Below are 20,438 nucleotides of genomic sequence, written 5' to 3' on the forward strand. Positions count from 1 at the left end.
GTGTTGAGCATTTAATTTTTCTAATTGGGTGGCTAAAGTTGTTTTGGCTTCTTCAGAAGCTTGTAGGATTTTATCTTGTAAGCTTTGTACTTCAGCTTTATGGCTAGCAGTAAGCGATTCAGCTTCTTCGTTGAGATGGGCAAGATTGGCCTGTGCCTTGGTTAATTCATCTTGAATTTGGCGCTGTTTTTCTTCACTGGCTTCAGCACGTGCGGTTTGGGCTTGAAGTTCATTTGTGGCTTTTGTAAGTTTTCTCTTCTCCTCGGCTAACTGATCCTCAAGGTCTCTGATTTTAGTAGTAAATTCTAGCGTAGCAGCTTTAACGGCAGCGCCGATATTGCTGTTTTGAGTAAGTGCCTCAATTAAATCGCTTAGATCGCCGCGAGATTGTTTCGTCACCTCGCCTAAAATGCTGGATAACCCCAAATTGACTTTGCGCTCTTCGGTTTCGGTGACTTTTGGCGTTACTTCATCCAAACGATCATTAAAATAGCGTTCTGCAACGGAATCTTTTGGTGATTTCTCTTTAAGTTGTTTAAAGAGAAGTTGTTTATAGGGCAGCGATAATGAATTATTTTGTAAAAGCGCTCGCAAGGCTTCTGGATTTGTTTCAGCTTGTTCAAATAACCAATCTTTATTCACTAATAGGGCAATAATTCTCGCTTCTTGCTCTTTTTTGCTTGCTTTGGTGTAATCGTTACTAATCGCATCCAATATTTCTGAAACAATTCGATATTGGCTTTCAGTCACTTTTTCAGTTGCTAAGAAATTTTGTAAAGGATTTAACGGATTGGGATTGCTCAGTAAGGTAATTAAAACGTCTGAGCTCTTTTCTTTACAGCGTAACTTGATAGCGTTAAGTATTAGGGTTAATTCTTCGTATCGTCCTTGTTCTAAAGTATGGTTTAGAATGTTTTTTCCGTTGGCATCGGTTTGTAAAAAGAAGGCTTGCCATCCTTCTTCTGTGAGGGCCACTGCATCGCCTAAAGTTAAAAGCCTTTCCAGTCCAATATAATTGCCAGCCTGAGTGGTAATTAATAAAGGAAATGCCTGGGTGTTTTCTGGAGCTTGAAGTAAAAAAGTTTTAGCTAATTCTTGTTTGCTTGTTAAGGCTTCCCAATCAATGGCATCGAGTGTTGCTTCATCGCGTAAGAATAAATGATAGGGAGAGCTGTCATCAGGCGGATAGGCGATTGATACTATTTTTTCTACCGTAATTTCATGTTCAGGATTACGTTCATTATGGCGCAAAAGTATGGCTTGATAAAAATCAGGGTGCGATAAGAGTGCCGCTTGATGAAGCGATTCGGTAATAATCGACTCATATCCTTCAGGTAATCGGTCAAGAATTAAGCTCAGTTGTTCTTTATTGTGATTGCGAATGGCAATGTGAAGCGTGTTACTGGACCACTGAATATGGTGTTGATCAGGTAGTTGGTCCTCTCCTGGCCCGTATTCGAGGGCCATTAAGTAAAAAACTCCAGGATCAGTTTGGCCTGCTCTCTCTAAGGCTTCGATCATTTTTTGAGCCACATCGGTTTGGCCTTGCTGAAACGCAAAATGAAGAAGCCCTTGATCATGTACTTGCTGGATAAAAGATGGGTTGTCTGTATTTACTTTCGCTAATAAACCCATTGTTAGGAGCGTTTGATTCTTAGCCATGCATGTTTTTAGGAGATGTGAATAGGGAGCCTCTTCATCGAAACATAGTTGGGTTAAATCAGCAGGGGTTAGTGCTTTATCTAGGATTGCTAAGGCTTTTTCTTGTTGAGAAGCGGTTTTAGGGTAGGTGCTTAAAATTTCTAATTCACTTATTCCTGAAGAAGTTTTTTGTAAGAGATCATTCGCTGTTAGGTCTTGCTTATCTCTATATTTAGCAAGAATTGAATTCAACAACGCTTCTTCATCTAGTGAGGCAAGAAAATCCTTATCGTTTAATTGCTGAAATTGTTCAATACAAGCTTTTGCTTTAGTAAATTGTCTTTGCAAATCTTCTTTGCTTAAACCTTGCCCACTAGAAACGGCATCATGAACAGTGCCTAGGATATCATCAATGTTTTGAATAATGGCTTCTTCTGCTTCCGATGGTTGTTCTTTTTTAGAGCACTGTGCGCGTAATGCTTCAAGGTGGCGATATAGGTGTAGAGGTTCTCCCTCTCTGGGATTTCCTGGGATATACATCACGCCAGTATTTTGAGTATAGACTCGACCCGTTGTTAAATCCTTGGCTGTGATTTTATCGACCGCAAAGAATTGATTGAATTTTGCATGGTTAACAATTTTTAATCCTTTCGGAGTCTCGTTATCGACATCTAAAATCTCAGGTACGACATAATCTGAAACGACACGACCGCGTACCAAAGAAAAATAGGCTTGGGTGTTACAAACCCCAAAGGTCATAGCCGTTAAAGCCCAGTTATCCATGGTCGAATCATGCGTTAAAAGCTCTGTATTTAAGCTCGGATCACGAACACCCGCCGGTAAACAAGATTTATTTCGATTTTCACCCATCACTGTTGGGCTGATATAAGGAAGCGTGCCATTTCTCGCACCGTGGAGAATTTCAAGGGATGGATTGACTCCATAGGAATAGCGATTCGTTTCTGGATCATAAGATACAAATCGTCCTTGGAGGTCGAAACAACGGTTGTCTTTTATCGAATAAGGTAAGTCCTCTCCAAATAATGTTTTAAAAAGCGTTTCTATTTTTTTCTCTCCGGCAACTTCCCCCGGCAGGACTCTGGGATCTATAGATCGTTTAAATCCACCTGTGGCCCAGTCAATGTATTGAACGGAGAAATGACCATTTGCATCGCGCTTATATAAAAAGTTTTCTGGCTTAATATCGTTATGTGCAAACCCTAGTTCGTGAAATCGTTCCGCTTCTTGTACTAAGGCTTCAGATAAGGCGAGTTGGGTCTTCAGCGTTGTTAGATTATCATACTGAGGTCTTTTAAGCGGATTATGATAAGCCAAATCGGTTTTACTGTAGCGATTTAGTGAATGGCTAGCCGTATCAGCATACGTATCCCCTTTCGCCCTGGACGTTAAGATTTGGTATTGTTTTACTGTTTTTGTTCTTTTTTCTTTATCTTTTAGCCAATATTGCGTTTCTTGTGATAAAGAATCATGGCTTTCCTGCGTTGCTGAAGAAAACGCTTGTAAAATATCACTTTCGATACGATAGAGCGGATCTTCTCGTGAAGTGATAGGACGGCTTAGTAAGTTTTCACGTAATTGATCTTCAAAGATTGGTTTATTATCATGTGTAGGAGCGTAACCTTCTTTAATGACGCGGTTTAAGCCAGTTAATAATCCTTCGACTTCTTTGACCGTACCATATTGGCCTACACCGAGAAGCCTTGAATGAGTAAATAGACGTTTACGATTTTTAGGGCTGCCAAGCGCTTCAGAAAGTCCTGCAAAAGGTGCAATAATTCCGCGACTTCCCCCATAAGAAAAAATAAACTCGCTTTCACCCGGGGGTTTGATTAATGAATAAGGCAGTTTGATACGGCCTAAATCAATCTGGAGTTGCTTTGTATCACCTGTGAGAGTGGTCAGTTTAACCATTTGACGACCGGTGGAAGAATGAAGAAGCTTAAACTGATAATCTGCTAATGAATTGGGTTTAACTTGTTCTGCTAATTGACGAATGACTGAAAAATAAGCTTCTTCTTCTGCTTTAGATAAAACAGGCTGTCCTTTTTTGGTTCGCTCATATAATAAGAGAAATTCATCAACCATGGAGTCGATGTCTTCATCCATTTGCCGTATTTCTTCTTGGGTTAATTTTAACCTATCCGACATAGCATGATATTCATCTTGAAACAAAGCCTTGAGCATAGATTTTGTGGTTCTCTCGGATTTAAATGCCTGATTAAAGGTCTCTATTTTGCGTGCACGTTCGGCATTGGACATAACCATGGTTTTGGCTTTGCGAACAACAGGTCTTATATCAGATGAAACCGTTTCCTCGCTTAGCTCAGCTAGAGCAGTGAAATGCTGGTTCACGGTTTGTTCTAGGTTGGGAATTTTCAAAGCTTCGATTGCTGATTGCTCTAATTTTGCGAAAGCTTCCTTTAATTCCTCTGGAATAGGTGGTTTATGGGAATAAAATAAGTGTAATTCTAAGAGTTTTCTTAATACGAGCTCTTCGCTTAACCTAAGTTGTAAGTCACTGATCGAAAGAGTAGATGTGGATTGCTTAACATTAGCCAATGCTTCAGAGAAAGAATGCTTTAGAGTTTCATCCTCAAGTGCTTGAATTTGTGATTCAATTTCGTCGAGGGTTTTTCCTTTGAAAGCATGAGTGACAATCGAACTTTGAATGCCTTCCAAAGCAAACGCAGAATCTGAGATAGAATCAGGTGTTCTACCAAACCCTCCACCAGCAGTAATGGCATCTAAAATCGTTTGACTTGCCGCACCAATATAAATGAATTCCGCTTTTATTTGACCATGTTCATCGATGGTGATCACAGGTTTACTCATTTGAGAGTTAAACGCTTCTTCAATTAATGCTAGTGCGTCGCTTGTATAATCTTTTTCACCTTGAACTAATGGGTCTCTCGTATTACCTAAAGGTAGATTTTTATCTTTTCTTTGTTTAAAGACTTCACGAAAGGCCATTTCTAATTTCTTTTTCGGAAATGTTCGAGTTTTTACACCCTGTGCAATTTTAAATTGCGTATCTTCTCTTAAACTTCTTAATTCTTCTAACCTCTGAAACTCAAGCTCTGATTCCTTACTTTGGGTAAATAATTCAGTATCTTGAATGGTTCGTGCCCAAAATAAATCGCGTTGCATATTTGCTTTACGCTTAGCGAGGTATTCGCGGCGGTCGCCTTGACCAAAACGAAGCTTATGAAATAAAGCACGACTTTCTTTGGCAGATTCTATTTGCTTATCATCATCCCAAGCAGGATTTTGTGTCTTTAATCGTTCGCGAACGTTATACAGTAACTGAGCAATCGATTGGCCATCAGAACTTTGATAGTCACTTAAATAATCAATGACGTCGGATTCACCAACGTCTGGTAGCATGTGATGTAGTTTTCGAGTAAAGGCAAGATAGGTTGAATAATCTCGTTGTGCGGACTCTTGAACTTTAAGTGATTCACGTCTAATTAGCTCAAATAGACCCATATGAACTAATTGTTGGCTTTGCGCTTTTAATTCTAAATCACTTGAGGTGTTATAGGTTAACAGAGCTTGGTTCACCATATCTTGGATATTTCCAGTCGACAGGCTGGCAAGCTGTTGTTCTTGTTCATTTTGGTCGAGTTTGAAAAAAATGACGCTGTATAATTTAGTTTGTAAGGTTTTAATTTCAGGCGGCGCGTCGGATAAGGTGTTTGCTAGGTGGGGGATGTTACGAAAATTTTCTGCAAATGCTTTAATAAATGAGTCATCTAATTCAATGTCTTCATGAAGTTTTAAGCCTGATGCTTCGGCTTCATTTTGGATTAAGGCAATTCGTGAATGGATCGATTCAATTTGGCTACTTAGTTGTTGTTTTAATAACTTCAACGGTTTTTCTGCGATTGGATTATGTTCAATGACGTCGGGAAGTTTGCTTAGCAAGGTTCGTTGTGATTGCTCTTCGGCTTTTAATTCTTTGATGGCCAAAGTCAGCAAAATCTGACGTAATCGCTTGGCAGATTCTGTCGCGAAATTAATTTGTTCAATGCCGGTTAGAAAATGTTTACAAGCTGTCATCTAGCACCCACAATGGGAGTTTTTAATAATTAAGTTACTTAAAGTTTAGTAGAAAATTCTTAAAGTTATATTAATTAAGCAACCTGACAGATCTCATTTCAGCGATTTAAACGATTTGAATAGATAACCTCTTCATTAGAGTAAAACGTGAGGACTTAATTTACAGGGCCAGTTGACTAAAAATGATTAAAAAATTTTTATTTTCTTTTTGTGATGGGTTGTTTCCTATTGCCTTATTTTTAAGCGCCAGTTTGCTTTTTGTCATTCAGCCTATTGCGGCAAAAGTTTTATTGCCGGTATATGGTGGTTCACCTGCGGTATGGACCGTATGCATGTTGTTTTTTCAAGGATTATTATTAATTTCTTATGCTTATGCATGGGGATTAAGTCGTTTGAAAGGATTGCATTCCTGGAAAATTATTCATGGGATCATTGGTGGACTTAGTCTTTTTTACTTGCCAATAAAAATAATTCCAGGATTAGAATCCAGCATCCCAGAGTTACAAATACTTCAAACATTGGTTAGAGAATTAGGATTGCCCTTGCTCATTATTGGGGCTTCAGCACCTTTATTGCAGTATGCCTATAGCCTTACCGAAGGTAAAAGAGCTGCTGATCCTTATTATTTATATGTGGCGAGCAATTTCGGAAGTTTACTTGCCTTATTAAGTTATCCTTGGCTCATTGAGCGCTATTTTAATATTCCAAAGCAATTTAACGGTTGGACGTTTTTCTATCTTGGTTACTTTGGATTATTGTTGTTATTGCTCTTTGGTATACGATACAAAAATCCACCCTCAATAATAAAAACAACCTCCTCAGCAACATGGCGTCAAAAATTCACCTGGGTTGCTCTTAGTTTTATCCCTTGTAGTTTGATGCTTGGTGTAACTTTTTTTATAACGACGGATTTAGCTGCAACACCATTACTGTGGATTATCCCTTTAGCGTTGTATTTGCTTTCTTTTATTATCACGTTTGCTCGTCGCCCAATCATTTCGCACAGTTGGGTAAGTCGTAATGTCTTATTTGTCCTTATTTTTCCTATTCTCGGGTTCATTGGTGGATCAGCGCTCTTACCGGTTATATTGCTGATGGCGTTTCATCTAGCAGGTTTTTTCATGCTTGCTCTATTGTGCCATGGCGAATTATTTCACCGTCGTCCCCAAGCATCACTCCTCACCACCTTTTATTTTTGTTTAGCACTTGGTGGGGTATTAGCCGGATTATTTAATGCGTTACTGGCACCCATTCTTTTTTCTTATCCTTATGAGTATCCTTTAGTGATGTTGCTGGGTGTGTTCTGGCTCCCTATTAAACACGAAAAACCAGAATGGATAACGCCTACATTGGTGTTCATATTGGTCAGTATTCATGTGTTGTTACCAATGGAGGGATGGCTGGCTTGGCTCAAACGATACGACGTTTTCGAGCTGATAGCTTTAAGTATTCTTGTAATTTGGCCTAGAAGTACACGGGCATTGTTTATCAGTTTACTTATTCTTTTCTTTTTTATTTTTATGCCTTGGTTTAAATCCCATGAGATATTGGTTCAAAAACGTAATTTCTACGGTATCAAACAAGTATCTGCTCATCAAGGGATCCATTCTTTAATTAGCCAAAATACGGTTCATGGTTTTCAGGTAATGGGTAAAGATGAATTAAATGGCTCTGTTGCTTATTACGGTGCTGTTTTGCCCGTTATGAGGGCAATTCAAAGTCAACAACCAACTATCCGCGCTATGGTATTAGGATTAGGAAGTGGAATTATGGCATGTCAGTTGCGAAAGGAAGATGAGTTAGTTATGGTTGAAATTGATCAACAAGTCATTGAAATTGCTAAAAATCCAGCATTATTTACTTATTTAACCCAATGTAAGCCCAAGGCAAAAATAATTCAAGCCGATGGACGACTTGCAGCAGAACAAGCTCGTGATGGATATTTTGATGTGATTGCCATTGATGTCTTTAATTCAGATGCTATTCCAATCCATTTATTGACTCAGGAAGCCCTCGACACGTATGTGAAGAAAATTAAACCCGGAGGAGTTATTTTATTTAATATTAGTAACCGGCATTTGAATTTATTGCCCGTTTTGACCGCTGCTGGACGCACTAAAGATTTAATTGTACTGCATAAATTTCAACCCGCTCTAAATCGATTAGGCCAACTGTCTTCAGAGTGGGTGATGTTGACAATGAACGAAGCGATCGCGTTTCAATTAATGAACAAGGAAGGGTGGCGTTTTGTAACGGATGATAACATGGTGCATTGGACGGATGATTACAGTAATATTATTCCTTTATTGAAATATTGATTGCTGCCTTTAAAACCGCTTATGTTAATCAATCCTTAATCTTTTTGTATTATAATTAACACATTAATTTAAATTCATATAGCTAGTGAATGATTGATAACGACCCAACACTTCTCTCAACCTTAAATGAGCTCGCAAAATACCTTGAAAATACTCCTAAGGCAAAGAGGCCTAATACGATTTATAAAATGAACCTTGCCAAGCTGCAAAGAGATTTTCGTGAAACAAATATCAATGAGACCCAGGAATTGCAAGATAAGGTTATTCGAGTTTTAATCGCTGCAAACATTCAACGCCAATATTGGGGGCGTTTTGTAAATGCTCCAATAACTGGGTATGAATTTTTAAATGAACTTCTCGAACTGACTAATGATAAAGAAAAAAAGCAGCGACTTAATCACTTCCTTTACGAAATCGAACAGATTGAAAAAACTAGAACTCGACGCTTTATAGCCTCTCTCATAATCGTTCTTGCAGGAGTTGTCGAGTTTTCGCCCTTTTTAGTTGCAGAAACGCCTGCAATTTTAAATGCGGTATTCTCCATCGGTGTAATCATTCCTATTGTAGGCATTGTCTATACGTTTGCGATAGCTGCATATAGTTTTTATCAAACTCTGAAAGATAAGCGCCTATCCTTCGCAGATAAATTTATTGATAATTTCTTTTTGCTAAGCAGCTCTGCGATTAATGTGGCAGCTTACGCAGTTCTTATAGCGGCTGCCGCAACATTTAATCCCATAGCGGGACTTCTGTTTGTTGTTGCTTCATTTATGAATGTCACTCACCAACTCACAAAACTGAATTACGTGAATGGGAAACTTAAAGAATTAGGTCCAATAAAAGAAAGTGATACGCTCGTTCAAAAACAAACAAAAATTCGCTTGCAATCTGAATATTCGCGGATACGAAGAGATTTAATAATCAATTTTACCGCCGCGACTATGATGGTCGGGATTATCGCTCTGTGGAGCTTCACCCCTCCTGGCTTAATCATTAGTATAATCGCTGTAGCCGCTATTACCGCGGTTATGGCGCTGAAATCATTGGTATGCCGAATCAATGCAAAATTGACTAAAAAAGCATTGGCCCATGAATTCGAAGTCATCGAAGGGGCAGAACTGGAAAAAGGACTTTCCAGCCAAAATGACGTAGAACTTGTAGAATCGCTAGATAGTACAAACAAAATGACACAAGAGCTTGGGCAGGGTGATGACAAGGAAAGTGACTATATCGAACAAGCAAGACAAACTTATCCGCCCGTGTTAACCCCAGCCTCAGCGAATAATTTGGCCCAAACAAAGAAAAAAAACGCAACAGAAATCCCAGAAATAAGCAGTAAAAACCCATAAGATTATGGGTATCCTGATCTCTCAGCCCTTAACTTAAAGCGTTGTAGCCAAATTTCCTTTGCTTTCTAACCAAGCTTTACGATCACTTGCCCTTTTTTTGGCCAGCATCATATCCATTAAGGCCATGGTGGCAGTTTCATCATCGAGCTCTAATTGAACCAGACGACGAGTATTGGGATCCATGGTCGTTTCTCTTAATTGCATGGGATTCATTTCACCAAGCCCTTTAAACCGTTGAACATTAATTTTCGCTTTACTGGTTTCCGACAAACGCGACACAATATTTTCTTTTTCTTCATCATCTAACGCGTATTCAACCACTTTCCCCGCATCAATACGATAAAGAGGTGGCATAGCCACATAAACATGACCGGCTTTAACCAAAGGTTTAAAATGGCGAAGAAATAGCGCGCAAATTAATGTCGCAATGTGTGCTCCATCCGAATCGGCATCCGCTAGAATGCAGATTTTTCCATAGCGTAGCCCGGTTAAGTCGTCGCTGCCGGGATCAACGCCAATCGCAACGGAAATATCATGAATTTCTTGAGAAGCGAGTACTTGTGCTGAATCAACTTCCCAAGCATTTAATATTTTGCCTCGTAAAGGCAAAATGGCTTGATAATCCTTATTTCGTGCTTGTTTTGCAGAGCCACCGGCTGAGTCTCCTTCTACCAAAAACAATTCAGCCTGACTTAAATCCTGCTGTAAGCAGTCAGCAAGCTTGCCGGGTAGAGCAGGGCCTTGATGGACACGTTTCCGGGTCACTTGTTTGGATTGACGAAGTCTTTTTTGCGCACGTTCAATCGTCATGCTGGCGATTAATTCGCCCTGAGTTCGGTGCTGGTTAAGCCATAAAGAAAACGCATCTTTTACCACGTTACTTACAAACGCTGCAGTTTGTCTTGAGCTTAGCCGTTCTTTGGTTTGACCTGCAAATTGTGGTTCTTTCATTTTGACCGAAAGCACATATTGGCAGGGCTCCCAGAGATCTTCAGCGGTGATTTTTACGCCGCGGGGAATTAAGTTTCGTAACTCACAAAAAGAAGAAAGGGCGTCGTATAAGCCAGACCGTAATCCGTTGACGTGGGTTCCGCCTTGAATTGTTGGGATTAAATTAACGTAACTTTCACTGATGGTTAGGTTTGAACCGGTAGCCCAAACCACAGCCCAATCGACGGCCGCATCATCACTTTTAAATTCACCGCTAAACGCTTCTTGCGGCATAAATTCACTCGATTCAAGGCATTGATATAAATAATCCGTTAAGCCGGACTCATAGCACCAGTGTTGATGTTCATTGGTGAGTTTATTGACGAAAGTCATGGATAAACCAGGACATAACACAGCTTTGGCTCGTAAGGCATGAATTAATTGCTTAATCGATAAGCGATTTGTATCAAAGTATTTTGCGTTGGGCCAGAATCGAATAATTGTGCCAGTGTCTCGTTTTTTGGTGACGCCTATTTCGTTTAATTCAATTTGTTTATCACCATTGTTAAAAGCCATCTGGTAGATGATGCCATTTCGTTTAATCGTGACTTCGAGGCGCTCGGATAATGCATTAACCACAGAAACACCAACGCCATGCAATCCACCCGAAAAATTATAATTTTTGTCTGAAAATTTACCCCCAGCATGAAGTCGAGTCATAATGACTTCAACCCCACTTAATCCGAGTTGGGGATGTAAGTCGATTGGCATGCCGCGGCCATTATCCTCTACCTCAATAGAGTGATCTTCATGGAGTGTAACGATAATGGTTGAAGCAAAGCCAGCAAGTACTTCATCGACGCTATTATCAATGACTTCTTGGGCTAGATGATTTGGTCTTGCTGTATCGGTATACATGCCTGGGCGTCGCTGCACAGGCTCAAGACCACTCAATACCTCTATCGCTTCTGCAGTGTAATTATCAGACATAATGCCAGCACCTGATGGTTAAATGAGTAGTTTAGCATACATCGCGCACGAAGTTGTAGATTGGTCTTAGCCAAACCTTAAAGGATATGCCTACTCCACTTTAATGGGTGGAAACTTGCTTGCGTAATTCAGGGGTCTTTTAGCCAGCTCAAGGGTTGCACTGAGTGCCGTTTTCAAAAAAGAATTGGCCAAAGAAGTATTATTTGTTGAAGTAGGGACCCCTCGTTCGCAATCTTCACCAATCTCAGGGTTTAACGGTAATTGCCCCAGTAAATGAGTGTTATATTCACGGGCAATCTTTTGTGCGCCACCTGCTCCAAACAATGCTTCTTCATGACTGCATTTACTGCATTGATGAAACGACATGTTTTCTACGATTCCAAGCACATTAATATTCGTTTTAAGAAACATTTTAATGGCTTTTTCTGCATCTAACGTAGCAACGTTCTGAGGTGTGGTAATGATTATCGCACCTGCTAAAGGAATTTTTTGAACGAGACTTAATTGAATATCGCCTGTTCCTGGCGGTAAATCGATGAATAAATAATCTAAGTCCTCCCAAGCGGTGATGTCTAACATTTGAATCATCGATTTGGCAAGCATCGGCCCCCGCCAGATTAAAGCAGGATCATTTTGGGTTAAATAACCAATGGACATGGCTTGGATGCCGTGGGCTTTAACCGGAATATATTTATCATTTCGAACCTCCACAGGCTCAAATTGACCAAGCATTAAAGGAACGCTTGGGCCATAAATATCTGCATCTAAAAGACCAACTCGGGCACCGGAACGGGAAAGAGCTGCTGCAAGATTAACTGCAACAGTCGATTTGCCTACCCCTCCTTTGCCTGATGCAATGGCAATCACATTTTTAACCCCGCGCAATGCCATGCCTGGAAGTTGAGTTGTATGGGCTTTAATGGCGCTTTCTATGGTTACCGATACAGTAAAATCTGGTAGTGTTTGCTTTAATGTTTGAGCTAAATCGTTAGATAGAGTTTCTCTAATCAAATCAATTGGAAACCCAGCAATTAATTTTAAGGTTAATTGTTTATCCTCTAATTCAATAATGGGCTTAAGTGGTAAGTCGCTTAGTGCAATTTTAAGCAAAGGGATGGTCGATTGGTTTAAAACTTGATTAATAGCATGTTCAAGGTTCATGTTTTGCTACAGACATTTTAAAAAAAGACATGATACTCTTTCAGAGAGGAGTTTGTCAGCAATTCCTATTCATAAACTTCAACATGAGCGATGTTCTACCTCTTGGTTTAGTACAACTCTAGATAGGAGGAACCAAGAATTTACTTATGATAGGGGTGATTATTTAATATGGACCATGCCCGATAAATTGCCTCTAAAAAGACAATGCGAGCGAGCGTGTGGGGGAGCGTGAGTCGAGATAATGACCAAAGCTCCGTACTTTTTTCAATCAACTCTTTAGGCAATCCTTCAGGCCCTCCAATTAAAAAGCATAGATGACTTGAAATGAGTTGGAGCCGTTCAAGCTTTTTTGCAAGTTGCTCACTGGTAAACTGTTCACCTTGAATGTCTAAAGCGATCAATCGAGCATTGCTCGGTATAGCCGCTTCGATTGCAAGTTTTTCCTTTTCAAGTATTCGAGATATATCGGCTGATTTCCCTCGTTTTTGCAAAGGAATTTCGATTAAAGAAAGTGTGATGCCATCTTGCAAGCGTTTTGAGAATTCTTTGACAGCATCATCGACCCAGCTAGGCATCTTACTGCCAATGGTGATGAGCGTTATTTTAAGCATTCGCAGTGTTTTGCCAAAGTCCTTCTAAATTATAAAACGCTCGGCTATCAGGTTGCATTACATGTAAAATAAAGTCGCCAAAATCAATTAAAGCCCATTCTCCTAGTTCAAGACCAGTGCTGCTGATAGGAGAAATCCCTTCAGATTTCATTTTCTCAATGGTTTGTTCAGCAATCGATTTTACATGGCGTGATGAACGGCCAGTGCATATGACCATAAAATCGGTGATTGTGGTTTGTTTATGAACATCAAGCACGGTAATATCAGAAGCTTGCATGTCTTCAAGAGCTAAGATGAGTTTATCTAGAAATACATTATTATTGGACATAGAATGATTCAGTGATCCCATGGTTAAATTATAGACCGGCGCGGAGTATAGCAGTATTTGAAGAGATAGACAAAAACTCATCATAGCGTCAGGCTAAATCGTTTACCCGAGCTTGGCAGCTGATTAGAACTTAGGGTTGCTTGGTCTTTTGGGACATCAAATATCGAATGATAAAGTTCAAAAGAATGCTGATGAATGTTGCTCCTAATAAAAGATAAAGCATGTGAGTAAATGAAATGGCATATTCTGTTTTTAATTCAGCAATGGTTAATAAGTCGAGTTTCTCTTTTGGAATGGCTGCAATGGTTGCAATTCGTCCTGATAGAAATCCGCCAATACCTAATGAGACAAAGAAAATCCCCATCATGGTACTTACCTTTTTATGACTAGAAAGTAAGGTCATGGCCGCGAGCCCAATGGGAGAAAGCAGCAACTCGGCTAGGGAAATCATTAAATAAGAGGGAATAAAATACAGAGGGGTAAGGAGTCCAAATCCCTTATCTAAGTTACAGGCAATAATGAGTAATAGATAAGCAATAGTCATACATACCATGGCTAGGACAAACTTGTTTCCAGCCTGAATGGTTCGTTTATAAATATTGGTTTTTTTTGGATTTCTGCCAAGAAACAACCCAAGGATGATCATCCCAATGCTTTGAACTGCAACATAATAAGGGGGGGGGAAAGGAAATCCAAATAAGGATGGTTGAGTAACGCGTTTTAAAAACACCATAATTGATGAAAACATTTGAAAATAAAATGACCAAAACATCATGGAGATCAAGCACAATAATCCAATAACCATGGTTTGACGCGCCTGTTGCGCTTTTTCTTGCAAGATGGTTAGAAACAAATAAACAAAGGAAAAAACAGCAATACAAGTAAACAAGATTTCAGCTAAGGCAGAATGACGTAATATGTAAAAGGATCCAAAATATAGGGCCGTTAAAAGAGCACAAGCGAATGTTATTTTTTTAAAACTATGTGTATATGACGAATAGTCTTTTACGGCATAGTGCTTGATTCCAAACGAAAAGATTAAGATAGCAAAGACCATTCCGATTGCGGCACTAAAGAATGCTGCAGGCCAACCTTTAACCGATTGGATATAACTCGGGAGTGTGGTTCCTAAGATAATCCCTGTGGTGATCCCTAAATAAAAAATGGTAAAACCACGCTCTCGTCTAGGAGAGTCATCATGATATTCATTTCCTAGTAAGGAAGAAATATTAGGTTTAAGTAAGCCAGTTCCTACGGCAATTCCAGAAAGGGAATAAAATAATCCAATTTCATTGGTCCAATATGACATGGCAAGATAACTGAAAAAAAGCACACTGGCTCCGAGAAGTATGCTTAATTTTTGCCCTAGAAGTCGATCAGCGATCCAGCCTCCAACAACAGGGGAAAGATACGTTAAGGCAGTAAAGGCACCGATTAAAGGATAAGTACGATGATCTCCCCATTCAAAGTGCATAACCAGATATAACACCAACAGCGTTTGTACTACATAAAAACCATAGCGTTCCCACATTTCGGTGGCGAAAAAGATTTTTAATGAGGGAGGATGATTGGAGAATCCGTTTGGCACAATTGTACTTCTATGTTTTAAAAACGGTCAGTTTATCATAGCTGTTATATTTTTCACAACGTAGCATCATTTTTCCTCACAAACTGGATTTACTCTCGGTGCAACGCTCATATTCGCAAAAAATGGAACGAAAATCCTTTCTCTCGTTGGGGATCTTTAATCGTGCATTTTTTATCATGACAGAGCCATTTACTCCTAAGTTGTAGAATTTACAATGGCCTCTGGTGTATAGTCCCATGCATAACAATTCATGGAGTAGGATGAATGACTCAGACCATACGAGCACAACGTGGGAGTGAACTGCAGGCAAAAAGTTGGTTAACCGAAGCGCCTCTTCGAATGCTTTGTAATAATCTTGATCCTGATGTGGCTGAACATCCTTCCTCACTGATTGTGTATGGGGGCCTAGGAAAGGCGGCACGTTCTTGGGCGTGTTTTGAAAAAATTGTGGAAACGTTAAAAAAACTTGAAACGGATCAAACCCTTTTAATTCAGTCGGGTAAGCCTGTTGGTGTATTTCAGACGCATGAAGATGCCCCCCGTGTCTTAATTGCTAACTCAAATATTGTTCCCCATTGGGCAACCTGGGAACACTTCAATGAACTCGATAAAAAAGGATTGATGATGTATGGGCAAATGACGGCCGGAAGTTGGATTTATATCGGTTCGCAAGGAATCGTACAAGGAACCTACGAGACTTTTATTGCTGCGGCTAAAACACATTATCAAGGTGATTTATCTGGACGATGGATATTAACCGCAGGCCTTGGTGGTATGGGGGGAGCCCAACCTTTAGCAGCTACGATGGCTGGAGCCAGCATGCTTGCAGTTGAGTGCGATCCTGAACGCATCGAAAAGCGCCTAAAGACTCGTTATCTTGATTGTTATACCGAGAGTCTTGACGAGGCTCTAGAATGGATTGCTAAAGCTTGTGCCGATAAAAAAACCATTTCTGTAGGATTATTAGGAAATGCTGCTGAAATCTATCCTGAATTATTAAAACGAAATGCTAACCCTGCCTTAGTAACAGACCAAACCAGTGCTCATGATCCTTTAAATGGGTACTTACCTGGTGGCTGGACATTACAGGAGGCTGAGGAAGCCAGGATTCATAACCCCAAAAAAGTAATTGAAGCTGCAAAAAACTCCATGGCTATCCAAGTTAAAGCCATGCTTGACTTTTTACGAAAGGGCATTCCTGTTTTTGATTATGGAAATAATATTCGTCAGATGGCTTATGATGTGGGCGTAAAAGATGCCTTTGCGTTTCCTGGCTTTGTTCCCGCTTATATCCGTCCTTTATTTTGCGAAGGAATTGGTCCATTTCGTTGGGTCGCTTTATCTGGTGATCCTGAAGATATTTATGCCACCGATCAAAAAGTAAAAGAACTAATGCCTGATCATTATCATTTACACCGATGGTTGGATATGGCCCGGGAAAAGATTACCTTTCAAGGTTTGCCTGCGCGAATTTGTTGGGTTGGTTTGAAAGATAGGGCTCGTTTAGGACTTGCGTTTAATGAAATGGTTAAATCGGGTGAACTCAAAGCACCTATTGTCATTGGTCGTGACCATTTAGATTCCGGATCCGTTGCGAGCCCTAACCGTGAAACGGAGTCGATGTTAGATGGTAGTGATGCTGTTTCTGATTGGCCGTTATTAAACGCACTCTTAAATTGTGCAAGCGGTGCGACTTGGGTCAGCATACATCATGGTGGTGGGGTTGGCATGGGATATTCACAACATGCAGGCCTTGTTATTGTTGCTGATGGCACCGATAAAGCCGCTCAAAGGCTCAAACGGGTGCTGACAAATGATCCAGCGACTGGCGTCATGCGCCATGCAGATGCAGGGTATGAATTAGCCAGAGAAAGCGCACAGGAAAATCATTTATGCTTGCCTATGGAAGGTATTGGGATTTAAAGATTGGGTACTAAAATGATCGAGATTTATACAGATGGTGCATGTAAAGGAAATCCTGGACCTGGAGGTTGGGGGGTATTATTACGGTATAAAGGCACTGAAAAAACACTTTTGGGTGCTGAACCTCAAACCACCAACAACAGAATGGAGCTAACCGCCGCGATTAAAGGTCTGGAAGCTCTAAAAAGAGCGTGTCAGGTTGATTTGTATACCGACTCCCAATACTTGCGTTTAGGCATGTCGACTTGGATTGTCCAATGGAAGAAGAATAACTGGCGTAATTCAAAAAAAGAACCGGTAAAAAATGCAGACTTATGGCAGAAGCTCGATGAATTAGCAGAAAAGCATACCATTCACTGGCATTGGATTAAAGGGCATTCTGGCCATCCAGAAAATGAATTAGTGGATGAATTAGCGAATAAAGCAATTGAAGAATTATTAGGGAATGTTTCCTAATGAGGTTCTTTTTTATTTCTCAATTAACTAAATTTTAATAAGAAATTACGTTATGCGTCAGATTGTGTTAGATACAGAAACCACGGGAATTGGTCCCGAACAAGGTCATCGAATCATTGAAATTGGTTGCGTGGAACTAATTGATCGTGTGCTCACTGGCAAACATTTCCATGTTTATTTAAACCCAGAACGTGAAGTCGATGAAGGCGCATTTCGTGTTCATGGTATCAGCACCGAGTTTTTACAGGATAAACCAAGATTTAGTGAAATTCTTCAGGAGTTTATCCAGTTTGTTGACGGTGCGGAATTGATTATCCATAATGCGCCCTTTGATGTTGGTTTTATAAATTCAGAATTAAAGCTAGCGAGCTGGAACAATTCTATTGAAGTCCATTGTCGCATTTTAGATACGTTGGTCATGGCTCGCGATAAGCACCCAGGTCAACGAAACAGCTTAGATGCGTTATGTAAGCGCTATGAGGTAGATAATTCTAACCGTGAGCTTCATGGCGCGCTATTAGATGCCGAAATTTTAGCTTGGGTGTATCTCGCAATGACAGGCGGCCAAGTCAGCTTATTTGCTGAGTCTGCCAAAAACGAGATAGACGTGCCCCAAAGCATCCATCAAACAGAAAAATCTCTGTCCAATCAATCACCTGTAATTAGGGCTGATGAAGTTGAGCTAACTCAACATCAAGAATTTATTGAATTTATAACCAATAAATCAGGGATTAATTTATGGGACGATGCTTAGGGTCGAATGTCCCTAGTTTTTTAAAAACGATTTCTATATGAGTGTTTATCATCACTTAGCAAAGTTAAATTATTGTACTATATTTAGACAGTAAGATGATAAAAAAATGGATTACTCATGGAAGAAAGCAACCTCATAAAGATACGGAATGTTATTTTCAGTTTGGCAGTTACGCCCTTCTTGTATGTTTCAACTGCTAACGCGTCCAGTCCATCGCAAGAACCCAGTCAAATCTTGTCTGGTATTCAGTTAGCAACAAATACATTTATTTATAATCCAAGAACATTAACCTGGAAAGCAGTTAAAAATGGAAAAGTGATTCGAACTGGGCGAGGTTCTGGTGGAAGTAAATATTGTAAAGATGTCAAAAGAGCCTGTAGAACACCATCTGGATCCTATCGTATTATTAGTAAACGAGGGGCCAACTGCCGCTCCAGCAAGTATCCTTTAGGAAAAGGTGGAGCTCCCATGCCGTATTGTATGTTTTTTAGTAAATATTATGCAATCCATGGATCACCGGATGTGCCTAATTATAACGCGAGTCACGGTTGCATACGGGTGAAACCTTCTGCGGCTAAATGGCTTTATCATAATTTCTTGAAAATTGGTTCAAAAGTAATCGTTAAATCTTATTAAATCAATTTCGAGATGGTGCAATGATATTCTAGGGTTTAATCCTAATTTTGCGTTTATTCATTTTCAATACTAAACGAAGAACCACAGCCGCAGGTGGTTTTGGCATTGGGATTTCTAATAACAAACTGTTCTCCCTGAATGCCTTGTACATAATCGATTTCCGCTTCTTTTAGATATTGATAACTCATAGAATCGACCAGAAGCTTTACGGATTTTTCTGCATCGGTACATACTTGTTCGATGATGACATCGTCTTCTTGTATGGTTTCGTCAAAAGTAAATCCATATTGGAACCCTGAGCAGCCCCCGCCTGTAATATAGACTCTTAAATTTAAGTTTGGGTTTTTCTCTTCTGCAATCAAAGAAGCTACTTTATCTGCAGCACTAACCGTGAATGCAATGTTTGGGGCTATAGCAGATTCATTAACTGTACTCATGGGATGTCCTCAAAAAAATTATATTAACTCAAAAAATTAGGTAGATCTTGTCCAGAATATACGTTCAGAGCGGAAATGACTTTTCTAATAATAAGTATACTAGATCATCGAATAATTTGTTCAATCGTAGCTCCACCGAGACATTGGTTTTTATGATAAAAAACAACATACTGTCCTGGGGTGACGGCGCGTTGGGGTTCTGCAAACATAATGTAATGGTGGTTGTCTTGTTTTGGCGAAACAACACACGCTTGTTCAGCCTGACGATAACGAGTCTTTGCAAAACAGGTCAGAGGTAACTCTGGTTCACTCTCTGTTAACCAATGGATTGGCCCGCATTTAAGCCCTTGTGAATAAAGCATGGGATGTTGGCTGCCTTGAGCGACAATCAAGGTATTGGTTGCAGTTTCCTTATCCACTACATACCAAGGTTCATCGCTGCCACTCTGTGTGCCTCCTATACCAAGACCTTGTCGTTGGCCAAGCGTATAAAACATTAATCCATCATGGCGCCCAATGACGTGACCTAAGGGTGTTTTGATCTCGCCTGGTTTAGCTAGCATATACTCATTTAAAAAGGATTTAAAACGTTTTTCGCCAATAAAACAAATGCCGGTTGAGTCTTTTTTTGAATGCGTAATGAGATTTTGTTCTTTAGCAATCGCGCGAATTTTAGGCTTTAAATAATCCCCTATAGGAAATAGAGTTTTGGCTAAGGCTTTTGGAGCGACCGCATGAAGAAAATAGGTTTGATCTTTCTCGCGATCTTTGGCCTTAAAAAGCATGCCTAAATGCGCTGTATGTTTAACCCTCGCATAATGGCCAGTGGCAATATAATCGGCTCCCAAAGTAAGTGCATGATTTAAAAATGCACTAAACTTAATTTCCTTATTACAAAGCACGTCAGGATTAGGGGTACGGCCTTGGTCGTATTCATTTAAGAAGTGGTTAAACACCCGTTGGAGATATTCTTCAGAAAAATTTACCGTATGTAGCGGTATGTCTAATTGCTCACAGACGGCTTCTGCATCAGCTAAATCGGTTGCTGCTGCACAATAACCATTGCGATCGTCTTGTTCCCAATTTTTCATGAACAAGCCTTCAACGTCGTATCCTTGTTCTTTTAACAACCAGGCTGCAACCGATGAATCCACACCGCCGGATAAACCGACAATGACTTTACCTTTCATAATCAAGTTCAATGTGTATAAAATTTGCCTATTTTAAGCTATACTT

General features: G+C 39.9%; 14 protein-coding genes. 6 read left to right on the forward strand and 8 right to left on the reverse strand.

Annotated elements, in window-relative coordinates; all coding sequences use genetic code 11:
* A partial coding sequence (locus tag E1O41_RS10185) for a hypothetical protein (RefSeq protein ID WP_131777229.1) occupies positions 1 to 5,721 on the reverse strand: 5,721 nt, incomplete at its 3' end.
* 182 nt (positions 5,722 to 5,903) lie between these two features.
* On the opposite strand from E1O41_RS10185, the gene E1O41_RS10190 reads away from it, so the two are divergent.
* Positions 5,904 to 8,039, forward strand: a complete 2,136-nt coding sequence (locus E1O41_RS10190; protein ID WP_131777230.1) for a fused MFS/spermidine synthase — start codon at positions 5,904 to 5,906, stop codon at positions 8,037 to 8,039.
* An 89-nt stretch (positions 8,040 to 8,128) separates the two neighbouring features.
* Positions 8,129 to 9,388: a hypothetical protein gene (locus E1O41_RS10195; protein WP_131777231.1), complete on the forward strand. Its 1,260-nt coding sequence runs from the start codon at positions 8,129 to 8,131 to the stop codon at positions 9,386 to 9,388.
* Positions 9,389 to 9,421: 33 nt separating this feature from the next.
* Here E1O41_RS10195 and parE read toward each other — a convergent pair whose 3' ends face one another.
* From parE to E1O41_RS10220, 5 genes are all read right to left on the reverse strand, one after another.
* Positions 9,422 to 11,308 carry a DNA topoisomerase IV subunit B gene (gene parE, locus E1O41_RS10200; protein ID WP_131777232.1) on the reverse strand — a complete coding sequence of 629 codons (1,887 nt, stop codon included), beginning with the start codon at positions 11,306 to 11,308 and terminating at the stop codon, positions 9,422 to 9,424.
* A gap of 90 nt (positions 11,309 to 11,398) precedes the next feature.
* The gene (apbC, locus tag E1O41_RS10205; protein ID WP_131777233.1) at positions 11,399 to 12,469 is read right to left on the reverse strand and encodes an iron-sulfur cluster carrier protein ApbC; all 1,071 of its coding nucleotides are present in this window, start codon (positions 12,467 to 12,469) and stop codon (positions 11,399 to 11,401) included.
* Between the two features lie 140 nt (positions 12,470 to 12,609).
* Entirely contained in the window at positions 12,610 to 13,080 is a 471-nt protein-coding gene (rlmH, locus tag E1O41_RS10210) for a 23S rRNA (pseudouridine(1915)-N(3))-methyltransferase RlmH (protein WP_131777234.1), read from the reverse strand.
* A complete protein-coding gene (rsfS, locus tag E1O41_RS10215) occupies positions 13,073 to 13,408 on the reverse strand; it encodes a ribosome silencing factor (RefSeq protein WP_131777235.1) in 336 nt (111 codons plus the stop codon). Before rsfS ends, rlmH begins: the two co-directional genes overlap by 8 nt.
* Before the next feature lie 130 nt (positions 13,409 to 13,538).
* Positions 13,539 to 14,996, reverse strand: a complete 1,458-nt coding sequence (locus E1O41_RS10220) for a peptide MFS transporter (RefSeq protein WP_268237680.1) — start codon at positions 14,994 to 14,996, stop codon at positions 13,539 to 13,541.
* A 264-nt stretch (positions 14,997 to 15,260) separates the two neighbouring features.
* Between E1O41_RS10220 and hutU the strand changes: the two genes are divergently transcribed.
* The 4 genes from hutU (at position 15,261) to E1O41_RS10240 (ending at position 18,765) form a co-directional block, all read left to right on the forward strand.
* On the forward strand, positions 15,261 to 16,919 hold the full coding sequence (gene hutU / locus E1O41_RS10225; protein ID WP_131777236.1) for a urocanate hydratase: 1,659 nt from the start codon (positions 15,261 to 15,263) through the stop codon (positions 16,917 to 16,919).
* Positions 16,920 to 16,934: 15 nt separating this feature from the next.
* Entirely contained in the window at positions 16,935 to 17,375 is a 441-nt protein-coding gene (rnhA, locus tag E1O41_RS10230) for a ribonuclease HI (protein ID WP_131777237.1), read from the forward strand.
* 52 nt (positions 17,376 to 17,427) lie between these two features.
* Entirely contained in the window at positions 17,428 to 18,129 is a 702-nt protein-coding gene (gene dnaQ, locus E1O41_RS10235) for a DNA polymerase III subunit epsilon (protein ID WP_131777238.1), read from the forward strand.
* A 117-nt stretch (positions 18,130 to 18,246) separates the two neighbouring features.
* Positions 18,247 to 18,765 (forward strand): L,D-transpeptidase, encoded by a 519-nt coding sequence (locus E1O41_RS10240; protein ID WP_131777239.1) that lies wholly within the window; start codon positions 18,247 to 18,249, stop codon positions 18,763 to 18,765.
* A gap of 53 nt (positions 18,766 to 18,818) precedes the next feature.
* Here E1O41_RS10240 and erpA read toward each other — a convergent pair whose 3' ends face one another.
* Together erpA and mnmA are read right to left on the reverse strand one after the other, a co-directional pair.
* Positions 18,819 to 19,202: an iron-sulfur cluster insertion protein ErpA gene (gene erpA, locus E1O41_RS10245; RefSeq protein WP_131777240.1), complete on the reverse strand. Its 384-nt coding sequence runs from the start codon at positions 19,200 to 19,202 to the stop codon at positions 18,819 to 18,821.
* 104 nt (positions 19,203 to 19,306) lie between these two features.
* Positions 19,307 to 20,392: a tRNA 2-thiouridine(34) synthase MnmA gene (mnmA, locus tag E1O41_RS10250; protein WP_131777241.1), complete on the reverse strand. Its 1,086-nt coding sequence runs from the start codon at positions 20,390 to 20,392 to the stop codon at positions 19,307 to 19,309.
* Positions 20,393 to 20,438 lie beyond the last annotated feature (46 nt).

This window comes from Legionella impletisoli (assembly GCF_900639875.1).
In the GTDB taxonomy this organism is placed as follows: domain Bacteria; phylum Pseudomonadota; class Gammaproteobacteria; order Legionellales; family Legionellaceae; genus Legionella_A; species Legionella_A impletisoli.

Coding starts and splice junctions, on each gene's coding strand:
- E1O41_RS10190 (WP_131777230.1), top strand. CDS start 5,904: ATGATTAAAAAATTTTTATTTTCTTTTTGTGATGGGTTGTTTCCTATT.
- E1O41_RS10195 (WP_131777231.1), top strand. CDS start 8,129: ATGATTGATAACGACCCAACACTTCTCTCAACCTTAAATGAGCTCGCA.
- parE (WP_131777232.1), bottom strand. CDS start 11,308: ATGTCTGATAATTACACTGCAGAAGCGATAGAGGTATTGAGTGGTCTT.
- apbC (WP_131777233.1), bottom strand. CDS start 12,469: ATGAACCTTGAACATGCTATTAATCAAGTTTTAAACCAATCGACCATC.
- rlmH (WP_131777234.1), bottom strand. CDS start 13,080: ATGCTTAAAATAACGCTCATCACCATTGGCAGTAAGATGCCTAGCTGG.
- rsfS (WP_131777235.1), bottom strand. CDS start 13,408: ATGTCCAATAATAATGTATTTCTAGATAAACTCATCTTAGCTCTTGAA.
- hutU (WP_131777236.1), top strand. CDS start 15,261: ATGACTCAGACCATACGAGCACAACGTGGGAGTGAACTGCAGGCAAAA.
- rnhA (WP_131777237.1), top strand. CDS start 16,935: ATGATCGAGATTTATACAGATGGTGCATGTAAAGGAAATCCTGGACCT.
- dnaQ (WP_131777238.1), top strand. CDS start 17,428: ATGCGTCAGATTGTGTTAGATACAGAAACCACGGGAATTGGTCCCGAA.
- E1O41_RS10240 (WP_131777239.1), top strand. CDS start 18,247: ATGGAAGAAAGCAACCTCATAAAGATACGGAATGTTATTTTCAGTTTG.
- erpA (WP_131777240.1), bottom strand. CDS start 19,202: ATGAGTACAGTTAATGAATCTGCTATAGCCCCAAACATTGCATTCACG.
- mnmA (WP_131777241.1), bottom strand. CDS start 20,392: ATGAAAGGTAAAGTCATTGTCGGTTTATCCGGCGGTGTGGATTCATCG.